This is a genomic window from Serratia sp. NCCP-200 (assembly GCF_059697885.1).
Map to the genome: position 1 here is coordinate 39,694 of NZ_BAAKUJ010000004.1, position 12,184 is coordinate 51,877.

Consider the following 12,184-nt stretch of genomic DNA (forward strand, 5'->3'; position numbering starts at 1 on the left):
ATCTCAACAACCTCGATCGCCCCTTCAACCAGGGTGAAGCAGTCGGGGGTCATGATAAATCAGTACACCTTCAGCCCAACCCGATCGCCCCCTCATCCGAGGTAAGTCACTACCATTTCAAACACACTCGATCGGTCCCCTCTCCCTGTGGGAGAGGGTTAGGGTGAGGGGCAAGTTTTCTCTGCGAAGGCTTTGTCTGGCACTATCGGGATTAGATACTCATATTCCAGGTACAGCTCTTCGTCGCTATCAAGCGAGTAGCTATGCTGCGCGATATCGTACCCTTCCCGGCGTACCAGATTAAACTGCGGCAGAAGTTTGGTATAAACGCTGGCGATATGCTCGTGAAGGGCCACCGGTTTGCCAGCATAGTGGAAGCGGCAATAACCGCCGCTGATTTCCGGTAGTTCCAGCAACGATTTACCTTTGGCGATGGTTTTATCTACCGCCACAAAATAGTCGACCTTCACCCGCTCACCATCGGGCGTAAAATTGGTTAGCGCATAAAGTTTGTCTGGATTTAATTTAAACTCATCACAAAAACGATCCTTTATTCCATCACGAATTGCCGCGTGGGATTCGCCCAACTGTTCAATATCGATGTGATAAGAATAATACTGGCCGACCAGCGAGTAGCTGTCTGGTTTAACCTCAACATAGTCAATAGAGATATCGCTAGGTTGATTCAGCGACAGCGATTGCACCAGATGGCTGAAGTCACAATTTTGGGCCTTACGGTAGGCGCTAGGTGTGACAGAGAAATGTTTTTTGAAACAGCGTGAGAATGTCTGTTGGGAATCGAACTGATACTCCAACGAAATATCCAGAATGCTTTTCTGCGTAAAGCGTAATGAGAAGGCAGCCAGATAGAGGCGACGGGCGCGGATATAAGCAGCAAGTGGCAGGTTGGTCTGTTTGCGAAACATGCGCTGCAGATACCATTTGGAGTAGCCGGATTTTTCGCAAACAATATCCAGTGATAGTGGATTGCGTAGGTTGTTTTCTATCCAGACCAGTAATTCTTTGATATGTGTTTCCTGCGTCACCATTACTTTTCCTAGCCAAAATTGTCCACGGTAATGGTATACAGATTTATTTAGAGCGTCCAAAGCGACGACACTATTTTACAAAGGCTGACGAATTCATCACAAACATCACAGCTTGTTACTCAAAGAACAAGCCGCCCACTGGGGCGGCTATCAATCAGCTTACTTCACACAGCGCGTACATTGAGATTCCTGGATCTTCTGGAAGAAATCATTCCCTTTGTCATCCACCAGAATAAAGGCCGGGAAATCTTCCACTTCGATTTTCCAGATCGCTTCCATACCCAGTTCAGGATATTCCACGCACTCCAGACTCTTGATGCTCTGCTGTGCCAGCACCGCCGCCGGGCCACCAATGCTGCCAAGATAGAATCCGCCGTGCTTGTGGCAGGCATCCGTCACCTGCTGGCTACGGTTACCTTTGGCCAACATGATCATGCTGCCGCCGTGTGACTGCAACAGATCGACATAGGAGTCCATGCGCCCTGCCGTGGTTGGCCCCAGAGAACCAGAAGCATAGCCCTCTGGCGTTTTGGCCGGGCCCGCGTAATAGATCGGGTGATCTTTCACGTACTGCGGTAAACCTTCGCCACGATCCAGGCGCTCTTTCAGCTTGGCGTGGGCAATATCACGCCCAACGATGATGGTGCCGCTCAGGGAAAGGCGGGTAGACACCGGATACTGTGACAGCTGCTTGAGAATTTCGGCCATCGGGCGGTTCAGGTCCACCTTGATTGCTTCCCCTTCACCCGCGCGGCGCAGTTCCTGTGGAATAAATTTACCTGGGTTATGCTCCAGTTTCTCCAGCCAGATCCCCTCGCGGTTGATCTTGCCTTTGATATTACGGTCGGCGGAGCAGGAAACCCCCATCCCCACCGGGCAAGAAGCGCCGTGGCGTGGCAAACGCACTACGCGCACATCGTGGGCAAAGTATTTGCCGCCAAACTGTGCACCCAGACCCAAATTCTGGGCTTCTTTCAGCAGTTCCTCTTCCAGCGCCACATCGCGGAACGCCTGACCGTGTTCGTTGCCTTCGGTTGGCAGCGCATCATAATATTTGGTTGAAGCCAGCTTCACGGTCTTCAGCGTGGCTTCCGCCGAAGTACCGCCAATCACAAAGGCCACGTGGTACGGTGGGCAGGCCGCGGTACCCAGAGTACGCATCTTGTCGACCAGATAGTCTTTCAACTTACCAGGGGACAGCAGCGCTTTGGTTTCCTGATACAGATAGGTTTTGTTGGCCGAACCACCGCCCTTGGCGATGCACAGGAATTTATACTCGTCACCATCCACGCTGTAGAGATCGATCTGCGCAGGTAAGTTGCTGCCGGTATTGACCTCCCGATACATATCCAGCGCGGCGTTTTGCGAATAGCGCAGGTTGTCTTCGATAAAGGTGTTGTATACCCCACGCGACAAGGCTTCTTCGTCCCCGCCACCGGTCCAGACGCGCTGGCCTTTTTTACCCATGATGATCGCCGTGCCGGTATCCTGGCAGGTTGGCAAAATACCCTTGGCGGCGATTTCTGAGTTACGCAAAAATTGCAGCGCAACGTACTTGTCGTTCTCACTGGCATCGGGATCATTGAGGATATCCGCCACCTGCTGCTGATGCGCAGGGCGCAACATGAACGAGGCGTCGTGGAAGGCGTGCTGGGCGAGCAGAGTCAGGGCTTGCGGGTCAACTTTGAGGACTTCCTGGCCGGCAAATTCGCCGACGGAAACGTGGTCACGGCTTAGCAGATAGTATTCGGTATCGTCTTTCTTCAGCGGGAACGGATCTTGATAATGGAACGGTTTATTCGACATTGATCTCTCACTTGCAACATCAGCTGCGTTAAATTCACACTTACCCAGCGTGCTCGGGGCGCGCTGCGTCAAAAAAACTCCCCACACCTTACGTATTTTTAGGTAGTCAGTTATTGCGCCAAATCGCAAAATAACCTCTATTAACGTAGGGACTTAATGCTGGCGTTGTTTTTCTGACCTCATCCGGTGAGAACTGCGGGTACAGACTCATCATGCACGGATTATTATCCCGCAGTTAACACAATGATTACAATCAATGTGAGTCGATCGGCTTATCATTGTAGGAAAATAGCGTTGCAACGATTTCCTTACGGCCCCGTTTCCACACCAAGCCGTTTTCATTCATCACCTAGGCTATTTTTTCTTCCCTGGTAACGTCGCCATTAGCTCCTCTACCGAGATCCCCCCTGCCACACTCCCCGGCACCGGCATCCGCAAAATATGATTTTTGATCTTCCCAATCACATGCATCTCACACGGCTTGCAGTCAAACTTCAACGTCAACGCCTCACCCTGATGCACCAACTGCATCGGCGATGCCCGCCCCTTCACACCCTGTACACCCTTGGCCTGTTTAGGGCAGAGGTTGAAGGCGAAGCGCAGGCAGTGCTTAGTGATCATCACCGGCACATCCCCTTTTTCTTGGTGTGCCTCGTAGGCGGCATCAATCAACGTGACACCATAACGCTGGTAAAACTCACGCGCCTTGTGGTTATAAACATTGGCAAGAAACGTCAGGTGCGTTTCCGGATAAACCGGCGGCGGCACGGAAACCGGTTTGCGGCCACCGCGTTCGTTTTGCGCCAGGCGTGCGGCGTCCAGCGCTTCCACCGCATCGCGGCGCAGTTGGTTGACCTGGCTGTTGGGTATGAAGCAAACCACCGGCAGATCAAGATGAACGTCACGCGGGTAATAAAGGGTTTGCCCCAGTTTGCTCAATCCGTCACGCAGTGTGACAAGCGCTTTTTCCGGCTGGTTGGCGGCGCCGAATTCGCCCTGCAGCGTATGGCTGACGCTGATGCCCTCTTCGCTGATCAGGGTCAGCGTCACTCCGTCGCTGCTTTGTGTCAGCAGAATATCGACGGCGATGCGGCGTTCCGCCGAAGTTTTTAGCAACGCCTGTTGCCAGTTGTGATCGAGGTTGCGATTAAGCGGATGCTGTGGACGCAGCTTATGCAGATCTGCCGGCATTTCGTTAGGCCAAACCCGGTAGCGCCCTTCGGCAATTTTCTCTGTCTTATTGGCACGGAAGCCGACGATATCGCGCTTGATCAGCACGTTAAGTCCATCGCCATTGGTCAGCGATTCTTTTACTTCCACGTCCAGATGATCTTTACCCACCTTTAGCACTTCTCCTATAGGCAGGCCAATGAACTTGGGTGAGTCAAAGGCACCAATATCCATCTGGCGTTGGTTAACGAAGTAATCGGTACTGCCACGGTGGAAGGTTTTATCAGGCGACGGAATAAAGAAGTGTTCCGTGCGGCCTGACGATGCCGGCGTCAGATCGGAACGCTCGTTGAGAATGGCATCCAGGTGCTGACGATAGTACGCAGTGATGTTTTTCACATAGCTCATGTCCTTATAGCGCCCTTCAATCTTGAATGAGCGAACACCGGCGTCGATCAGCGCCGTCAGGTTGCGGCTTTGATCGTTATCTTTCATCGACAGCAGATGCTTTTCATACGCTACTACTCGTCCCTGATCATCTTTCAGGGTGTAGGGAAGCCGGCACGCCTGCGAACAATCGCCACGGTTGGCACTGCGTCCGGTCTGAGCATGGGAAATGTAACACTGGCCGGAGAAGGCCACGCACAACGCACCATGGATGAAAAATTCGACGGCAGCGTCGACGTTGTCACTGATAGCTTTTATCTGACTGAGATTCAGCTCACGCGCCAATACCAGTTGGGAGAAACCGGCATCGGACAGGAAACGAGCCTTCTCTACGCTACGGATGTCGGTCTGGGTGCTGGCATGCAGCTCAATTGGCGGAATATCCAGTTCCAGGATCCCCATATCTTGCACGATAAGCGCATCAACTCCGGCGTCATACAGTTGATGGATCAAGCGGCGTGCCGGCTCCAGCTCGTCGTCATGCAAAATGGTATTGAGGGCGATGAACACTTTGGCCCGATAACGGCGGGCAAATTCAACCAGCCCGGCGATATCGCTCAAGCTGTTGCCAGCATTGTGACGGGCGCCGAAGCCTGGGCCACCGATATAGACCGCATCGGCCCCGTGCAAAATAGCCTCACGGGCGATATCTGCATCGCGGGCGGGACTGAGTAATTCAATCTGGTTCGGTAAAAGCATTGTTATCGCCGTTAGGGTAAGGGGGAAATCGCTGCTATTGTAGACACAAGCATCGTACATACAAGCCTTGCGTAACGGTTAGAACCCATAGACTTTTCCCTACAGCCCCGTTGCCAGCCGCCGCATCATTGCTTAAGCTAGCGCCACTATGAACAGAGTAAGAATCCCCATTGCGCTGCAACAGGCGGTAATGCGCTGCCTGCGAGACAAATTGCAGCTGGCGCGGCAGCATTTTGCCGTCGAGTTCCCAGAGCCCAAGATTTTGTATCAGCAACGCGGCACCAGCGCGGGCACTGCCTGGCTGCAAGCCTGGGAAATCCGCCTCAATCCGGTGCTGCTGATGGAAAACCAGCAGCCGTTTATCGACGAAGTGGTCCCCCATGAGTTGGCTCATCTGCTGGTCTTCCGCCAGTTTGGCCGCGTGCCGCCGCATGGCCGGGAATGGCGCTGGATGATGGAAAACGTATTGCAGGTTCCCGCCAGCCGTACCCACCAGTTTGAGACCCGCTCGGTACAGAGCAAAACCTTTCCCTACCGCTGCGATTGCCAGCAGCATCAGCTGACCCTGCGCCGCCATAATCGGGTGATGCGCGGCGAGAGCGAATACCGCTGCCGCCAGTGTGGTGAAAAGCTGACATTTTCCGGTTAATCAAAGCCGTTAACAATCATATTTATAAGTTAAAACAATCCATTATCTCGATTTGCACCTGTCGGTGACTTCCGTTACCCTGCCTGCCTTTCCAATTTTGAGCTGTTTTGGAATATGCATCGCAAAATTTTATTTTTAGTCGTATTGACGGCCTCTAGCGGCACGCTAGCCAAGGGGATTAATAACTTTAACCAGGCCAAGGCTGCCGCCGCCAAAATCAACCAGGATGCCCCAGGCAGCTTTTATTGTGGCTGCAAGATCGACTGGCAAGGTAAGAAAGGTGTTCCCGATCTTGATAGCTGCGGCTATCAGGTGCGTAAAAATGCCCAACGCGCCGGGCGTATCGAGTGGGAACATGTGGTTCCGGCCTGGCAGTTCGGCCATCAGTTGCAGTGCTGGCAACAGGGTGGGCGTAAAAACTGCAACAAGGATCCGGTTTATCGCCAGATAGAGATCGACTTGCACAACCTGCAACCCGCCATCGGTGAAGTAAACGGTGACCGCAATAACTTTATGTACAGCCAGTGGCGAGGTGGCGAAGGGCAATACGGACAGTGCCAGATGAAGGTGGACTTCAAGAACAAGCAGGCCGAGCCACCTGCCCGTGCGCGAGGCGCCATCGCCCGCACCTACTTCTACATACGCGATCGCTACCAGTTGCCGCTTTCACGCCAGCAAACCCAGCTGTTTGAAGCCTGGAACCGCCTGTATCCGGTCAGCGCCTGGGAATGTCGACGTGAAGCACGCATCGCCATGGTACAAGGGAATCACAACCCTTATATTCAACAGGCTTGTCAGCAGCAAAAAGGCTGACCTACTATAGTGCTTTCGCGCTGCCCTCCGGCAGCGCCGTATCATTGAGCCAGGATCTGACAATCATTATGCGTAAACCCCGCATTTACCATCCAGAGCCCTTGAGCGCCAGTGCAGAAATTGCATTGAGCGAGGATGCCGCCAATCATGTCGGCCGCGTGCTGCGGATGAGCGCCGGGCAGGCACTGCAACTGTTCGATGGCAGCAACCAGGTGTTTGAGGCAGAAATCACCCGGGTGGATAAAAAGAACGTGCTGGTTCAGATCAACGCCGGGCAACTGGAAGATCGCGAATCACCGCTCAACTTACATCTTGGCCAGGTGATCTCCCGTGGCGAAAAGATGGAATTCACCATCCAGAAATCCATTGAGTTGGGGGTGAACGTGATCACTCCGCTATTTTCCGAGCGCTGCGGCGTTAAACTCGACGGTGAGCGACTGGAGAAAAAACTCCAGCAGTGGCAAAAAATCGCCATCGCGGCCTGCGAACAATGCGGCCGCAACCGCATTCCGGAAATCCGCCCAGCGATGTCTCTGGAACACTGGTGCGCCGAGCAGGACGATAGCCTCAAGCTGAACCTGCATCCACGCGCCAGCCAAAGTATCAATACCCTGCCGTTGCCGGTAGTGAGCGTACGTCTGCTCATTGGGCCGGAGGGCGGATTATCCGCCGAAGAAATTGCCATGACCACAGACTATGGATTTACTGATATCCTGCTGGGGCCACGCGTTTTGCGTACAGAAACCACCGCGCTCACCGCAATTACCGCTTTGCAGGTCCGTTTCGGCGACCTGGGCTAAGAACCTGTCTCACAGGTTCGTAAGGAGAAGAGATGATCAAGCTCGGCATCGTGATGGACCCTATCGCATCCATCAATATCAAAAAAGACACCAGCTTTGCCATGCTGCTCGAAGCGCAGCGCCGCGGCTGGGAACTGCATTATATGGAGATGAACGATCTCTATCTGCATGCCGGTGATGGCCGTGCCCGCACGCGCCTGCTGAACGTGAAAGAAGACAAAGCGAGCTGCTTCAGCTTTGGCAGCGAGCAGGATCTGGCGTTGCAGGATCTGGACGTGATCCTGATGCGCAAAGATCCGCCGTTCGACACTGAATACATCTATGCAACCTACATCCTGGAACGCGCCGAAGTGAAAGGCACGCTGGTGGTCAACAAGCCACAGAGCCTGCGTGACTGTAACGAAAAGCTGTTCACCGCCTGGTTCCCGGAGCTGACGCCAGACACCTTGGTCAGCCGCAGCGCTGCCCATATCCGCAAATTCCACCAGCAGCATGGCGATATCATCCTCAAGCCGCTGGATGGCATGGGCGGGGCCTCGATCTTCCGCGTGAAGCAGGACGACCCCAACCTGTCGGTGATTATAGAAACCCTGACCGAACACGGCAGCCGCTTCTGCATGGCGCAAAACTTCCTGCCAGCCATCAAGGATGGGGACAAACGCATCCTGGTGGTGGATGGCGAACCGGTGCCTTACTGCCTGGCGCGTATCCCTGCCCAAGGCGAAACCCGTGGTAACCTGGCCGCAGGTGGCCGTGGTGAAGCGCGCCCGCTGAGCGAAAGCGACTGGAAAATTGCCCGCGCGGTTGCTCCAACACTAAAAGAGAAAGGGCTGATCTTTGTTGGCCTGGACGTGATTGGCGATCGCCTCACCGAGATCAACGTCACCAGCCCAACCTGCGCCCGTGAGATCGAAGCCGCATTCCCGGTTTCCGTCACCGGCATGCTGATGGACGCCATTGAAAAACGTCTGGCCGCGAAGTAGGCCGACGACGCGCCCTCTCTCATTGGGAGAGGGCATGCATTTTACTTCCGAATTGAATTAACGCCATGAATTTACAGCACCATTTCCTGATTGCCATGCCCGCAATGCAAGATCCGCGCTTCAAACGTTCGGTGATATACGTTTGCGAACATAATGACGACGGAGCCATGGGATTAGTGATCAACAAGCCCGTGGAACATTTCACCGTGGAGACGGTGCTGGATAAACTCGATATCAAGCCTTCACCACGCGATCTGGCGATCAGCCTGGACAAACCAGTGTTCGCTGGCGGCCCGCTGGCTGACGATCGCGGTTTTATTCTGCATACCCCACGCAAAGGCTTTGGCTCCAGCATTCAGATCTCACCGGCCACCATGATCACCACCTCGAAAGACGTGCTGGAAACGCTTGGCACGCCAGATCAGCCCACCGATGTGCTGGTGGCGCTTGGCTATGCGGGCTGGGAAAAGGGCCAGTTGGAACAGGAACTGCTGGAAAATGCCTGGCTGACCGCCGAGGCCGATACCGACATTCTGTTCCACACGCCGATCGCCAACCGCTGGCGCGAAGCCGCCAACCGCCTTGGCATCGATATTCGCAGCATTGCCAGCCACGCAGGACACGCCTGATGACTAACCGCACCATTATCGCCTTCGACTTCGGGACCAAAAGCATCGGCGCAGCGATCGGCCAGGAAATTACTGGCACCGCTCGAGCGCTGGCGGCCTTTAAAGCCCAGGACGGCGTACCTGACTGGCAGAAGATCGAGCGCCTGCTGAAAGAGTGGCAGCCAGACCTGGTGGTGGTTGGCTTACCGTTGAATATGGATGGCACCGAACAGCCGCTGACCGAACGAGCGCGTAAATTTGCCAACCGGCTGCATGGCCGCTTTGGTGTGCAGATTGCCCTGCATGATGAGCGCCTGAGCACCGTGGAGGCACGGGCCAATCTGTTTGACCATGGGGGATTCCGCGCATTGGATAAAGGCAGCGTCGATTCTGCCTCCGCAGTGGTTATTCTGGAGAGCTGGTTTGAGCAGCATCCGGGCTGATTTTCCGAGCCGGAGCAAAGCGGCTGAACATGATCGCACCAGCGGTAGGCACCACTTCCTGATCAGATTCAGGCAATTCAAGCGTATCGGGTAGCTCAAGGCTGTCCAGCGTCAGACTGTTGATACGGTACGGCGTCAGATTGCCTATCAGGGCATAGCCCCGCCAGTCGGTGGTGACGCCATACTGATTATCGATGCCAATCCCCGGCGTCCCAGGCACACTGACGATGGCCACGGTGTCGCCTAACGTCTGCCCAAGCGTGAGTCCTTCCTGATGCGCCATCAGGCTGCCAGCAAGCTCCAGATTCTGCTGGCGATAGCCTGCCCCTTGCGAATGACCTACCCGCAGGTCACCTGCGTTATATTGATAATTGGCGCTCAGATCCTGGCTACTGCCATTGCGTTGACTTTGGCTAGTGCTGGCGTTGTAGCTCAGGCTATAGTCGTCAAGCAGCGTACCACTGACGCCTATCCGCCGGCTGTCGGTCCGATCGTTAGCCAACGTATGATCATAATTCAGCTTCATACGTGGTGCGCCGATCGCGTTCAACGGCAGCGAGACAGAGAGCCCCAACTGTGCCTGCTCTTTGCCATACGAGGGACGGTTATATTCCGCATACAGCGCAACGTCTACCTTACCCAGGCTGGCGCTGAAGCCCATCTCGACGCTGGTTTCACCTCTTTGATTACCCCGAGTAGCTTCTCGAGCCAACGTCAGGTACAGGCTGTCTGAATCGGACAGATACTGGTTATAGCGCGCTTCCAGGCGATACTTTTTTTCCTCGTCAAAGTCACCGACAAAAATGCCGTCTTCCCAGTCCCACCAATAGGTGCTCTGCTGATCTATTGCCGTGCCAAACGTACGATAGCGCTGCCGCGGATAATATTGCGCCATCAGGCTGAGGGAAGACTCCCAGGCCGGGAAAGCCTTAGCGTAACGCATACGCGCCATGCCGCCGGTGTCCGGCGCTGAACGTCTTGGCTGACGGGCAGATGAAAACGTGTAATCCGCCGAAATCGCTCCCCAGTGGTTAAGACTCTTGCCAATCCCGACCGCCACGCTGCGATAAATATCTGCCCCCTGGAAACCACCATACAGCGTAACCTTCCCCGGGAGCCCATAACTGAGCGAGGCCTGGGCAAAGCCTGGCTGCACCTCTTCCATACCGTAATAGGGTTGGTATTTACCCACCGAGGCGTCATAGCGCCACTGGCCGGCATAAACCAGGTTGGGCATGGAGGAGTAGGGAATTTTTCGTTCGGTTTCGGTACTGTCGCTTTCGCGTATCGTGACGGTAAGATCCCCCTCAAGCGCGGGCGGATAGACATCTTTCAACACGAATGCTCCCGGGGAAACAAATGTCTGATAGATGACTTCACCGTTCTGGCGCACCCTCACTTCCGCATTACTCCGTGCGAAGCCGCGTATCCAGGGGGAAAACTGCCGCAGGCCATCCGGTAGCATTCGGCTATCCGATACCAGGCTGATGCCACGGAATCGGACGTTGTCGAATAAAACTGATGGCGTCATGCTGTCGCCCAAGGTCAGCGTGGCGCGCCAAGCTTTGAGATCCCGATAGGCTAGCGCCCTTTCGGTGTGCCAGGTCGGGTTGCCCCAGATCTCTTTCTGATAGACGGGCTGATAACGCAGCCGCCAAGGGCCCACGTTTACCCCGGTGGTAATATCGGCATACAGGCTTTCGTGCCGCTGCGTATCGCGATAGTTTTCGCCCGCATAGTGGCCGTAATTGAACTGATAGTTAACAAATGCCGCATTAATGCCGTCATTCCAGCGGCCTGCCAGCTTGCTGTCACCCAGCATGCCAGCCGGGATATCTACCGTCAGCAATTGTGCTATCGGCTCATAGAACACCCCAATTTTTCGCGCACTTAATGCGTCGGGCAGAATACAGCCCTCAGGGGTCGTTTCCATCACTATCGCGGCATCACGTATCCCCCACTCACGTAGCAAGGGGGCATTAATACACGGCTGCTCATCCAGCCCCAGGTTAACGGCCACCTCGCCCTTAAAGTTATCGTTAATAATGAGATAGACGTTATTTATTTCAGCCCTGGCACCGTTAACCAACAGGCCTAACGACATAATGGCAATATGAAAAGTGGGTTTCATTCGTTCCCTGAGTGCAAACCACAATATTTATCCGACACAAAAAGAGGCGCATCTGCGCCCCTTAATTACCAAATCATGACTGCTTATTTCTGTGCAGCGGCCAGTTCAGCACGAGCCTGCTTCAGCTCTTGCTTGATTTCTTTTACGTCAGCCTGCTTTTCTTGCAGTTTTTTCTGGTACTTGGCCACTTTCTTGGCGTCACCTTTAGCCTGAGCTTCGCGCAGGTCGGCTTTGATTTCCTGGACGTCTTGCTGCTTGTCGGCCAGTTTCTGTTCCAGCTTGGTGACTTTCTTCTGCGCGTCCTGCAGCACGCTACCGTTGGTGCAATGGGCATTAACTTCGCTCAGAGCACGCTTCAGACCCGCTACGCGGTTGTAGTTACCGTACTTCTCTGCCTGCTGGATCTGATATTCGATCGCAGCACGCTTGGCGTTACAGTCGTAAGCCGCATTAGCCATGGTAGAGAAGCTCGCGCCCAGAACCAAAACCAGTGGCAGAATCGCTAATTTAGTGGTGTTTTTCATCATTTTATCCTTAAACGTTATTACACATGAGGAGCCCAAAAGCCCCCCTTCCTGTGCAACAA

The 12,184-nt window shown here is 54.3% G+C and carries 11 protein-coding genes; 6 read left to right on the forward strand and 5 right to left on the reverse strand.

What is annotated here, in order from left to right; translation table 11 throughout:
• Positions 1 to 158: 158 nt before the first annotated feature.
• The 3 genes from AC6HVW_RS14715 to AC6HVW_RS14725 all read right to left on the reverse strand — a co-directional run bounded on the left by AC6HVW_RS14715 (position 159) and on the right by AC6HVW_RS14725 (position 5,171).
• Positions 159 to 1,049, reverse strand: coding sequence for a helix-turn-helix domain-containing protein (locus AC6HVW_RS14715; protein ID WP_071682017.1), 891 nt, complete (start codon positions 1,047 to 1,049; stop codon positions 159 to 161).
• Positions 1,050 to 1,208: 159 nt separating this feature from the next.
• Positions 1,209 to 2,855 carry a class I fumarate hydratase FumA gene (gene fumA / locus AC6HVW_RS14720; RefSeq protein ID WP_021179681.1) on the reverse strand — a complete coding sequence of 549 codons (1,647 nt, stop codon included), beginning with the start codon at positions 2,853 to 2,855 and terminating at the stop codon, positions 1,209 to 1,211.
• A gap of 354 nt (positions 2,856 to 3,209) precedes the next feature.
• On the reverse strand, positions 3,210 to 5,171 hold the full coding sequence (locus AC6HVW_RS14725) for a peptidase U32 family protein (protein WP_071682018.1): 1,962 nt from the start codon (positions 5,169 to 5,171) through the stop codon (positions 3,210 to 3,212).
• A gap of 148 nt (positions 5,172 to 5,319) precedes the next feature.
• Between AC6HVW_RS14725 and AC6HVW_RS14730 the strand changes: the two genes are divergently transcribed.
• The 6 genes from AC6HVW_RS14730 to ruvX all read left to right on the forward strand — a co-directional run bounded on the left by AC6HVW_RS14730 (position 5,320) and on the right by ruvX (position 9,467).
• Complete coding sequence (locus tag AC6HVW_RS14730) at positions 5,320 to 5,820, forward strand: SprT family zinc-dependent metalloprotease (RefSeq protein WP_021806282.1); 501 nt, start codon at positions 5,320 to 5,322, stop codon at positions 5,818 to 5,820.
• Between the two features lie 114 nt (positions 5,821 to 5,934).
• On the forward strand, positions 5,935 to 6,633 hold the full coding sequence (endA, locus tag AC6HVW_RS14735) for a deoxyribonuclease I (protein WP_071682019.1): 699 nt from the start codon (positions 5,935 to 5,937) through the stop codon (positions 6,631 to 6,633).
• A 68-nt stretch (positions 6,634 to 6,701) separates the two neighbouring features.
• Positions 6,702 to 7,433 carry a 16S rRNA (uracil(1498)-N(3))-methyltransferase gene (gene rsmE, locus AC6HVW_RS14740; protein ID WP_071682020.1) on the forward strand — a complete coding sequence of 244 codons (732 nt, stop codon included), beginning with the start codon at positions 6,702 to 6,704 and terminating at the stop codon, positions 7,431 to 7,433.
• A 32-nt stretch (positions 7,434 to 7,465) separates the two neighbouring features.
• Complete coding sequence (gshB, locus tag AC6HVW_RS14745; RefSeq protein WP_071682021.1) at positions 7,466 to 8,416, forward strand: glutathione synthase; 951 nt, start codon at positions 7,466 to 7,468, stop codon at positions 8,414 to 8,416.
• Positions 8,417 to 8,481: 65 nt separating this feature from the next.
• Positions 8,482 to 9,045 carry a YqgE/AlgH family protein gene (locus AC6HVW_RS14750; protein WP_059201753.1) on the forward strand — a complete coding sequence of 188 codons (564 nt, stop codon included), beginning with the start codon at positions 8,482 to 8,484 and terminating at the stop codon, positions 9,043 to 9,045.
• Entirely contained in the window at positions 9,045 to 9,467 is a 423-nt protein-coding gene (ruvX, locus tag AC6HVW_RS14755; RefSeq protein ID WP_021179674.1) for a Holliday junction resolvase RuvX, read from the forward strand. Before AC6HVW_RS14750 ends, ruvX begins: the two co-directional genes overlap by 1 nt.
• On the opposite strand, the gene AC6HVW_RS14760 is transcribed toward ruvX, so the two are convergent.
• Positions 9,430 to 11,598 (reverse strand): fimbria/pilus outer membrane usher protein, encoded by a 2,169-nt coding sequence (locus AC6HVW_RS14760; protein WP_071682022.1) that lies wholly within the window; start codon positions 11,596 to 11,598, stop codon positions 9,430 to 9,432. The genes ruvX and AC6HVW_RS14760 overlap by 38 nt on opposite strands.
• A gap of 83 nt (positions 11,599 to 11,681) precedes the next feature.
• Positions 11,682 to 12,122 carry a DUF1090 domain-containing protein gene (locus AC6HVW_RS14765; protein WP_021179672.1) on the reverse strand — a complete coding sequence of 147 codons (441 nt, stop codon included), beginning with the start codon at positions 12,120 to 12,122 and terminating at the stop codon, positions 11,682 to 11,684.
• Positions 12,123 to 12,184 lie beyond the last annotated feature (62 nt).

What these genes read in the sequence shown, in the direction of transcription:
- AC6HVW_RS14760 (WP_071682022.1), bottom strand. Translation starts at nt 11,598, where the DNA reads ATGAAACCCACTTTTCATATTGCCATTATGTCGTTAGGCCTGTTGGTT.
- endA (WP_071682019.1), top strand. Translation starts at nt 5,935, where the DNA reads ATGCATCGCAAAATTTTATTTTTAGTCGTATTGACGGCCTCTAGCGGC.
- AC6HVW_RS14725 (WP_071682018.1), bottom strand. Translation starts at nt 5,171, where the DNA reads ATGCTTTTACCGAACCAGATTGAATTACTCAGTCCCGCCCGCGATGCA.
- AC6HVW_RS14765 (WP_021179672.1), bottom strand. Translation starts at nt 12,122, where the DNA reads ATGAAAAACACCACTAAATTAGCGATTCTGCCACTGGTTTTGGTTCTG.
- rsmE (WP_071682020.1), top strand. Translation starts at nt 6,702, where the DNA reads ATGCGTAAACCCCGCATTTACCATCCAGAGCCCTTGAGCGCCAGTGCA.
- AC6HVW_RS14715 (WP_071682017.1), bottom strand. Translation starts at nt 1,049, where the DNA reads ATGGTGACGCAGGAAACACATATCAAAGAATTACTGGTCTGGATAGAA.
- AC6HVW_RS14730 (WP_021806282.1), top strand. Translation starts at nt 5,320, where the DNA reads ATGAACAGAGTAAGAATCCCCATTGCGCTGCAACAGGCGGTAATGCGC.
- ruvX (WP_021179674.1), top strand. Translation starts at nt 9,045, where the DNA reads ATGACTAACCGCACCATTATCGCCTTCGACTTCGGGACCAAAAGCATC.
- AC6HVW_RS14750 (WP_059201753.1), top strand. Translation starts at nt 8,482, where the DNA reads ATGAATTTACAGCACCATTTCCTGATTGCCATGCCCGCAATGCAAGAT.
- gshB (WP_071682021.1), top strand. Translation starts at nt 7,466, where the DNA reads ATGATCAAGCTCGGCATCGTGATGGACCCTATCGCATCCATCAATATC.
- fumA (WP_021179681.1), bottom strand. Translation starts at nt 2,855, where the DNA reads ATGTCGAATAAACCGTTCCATTATCAAGATCCGTTCCCGCTGAAGAAA.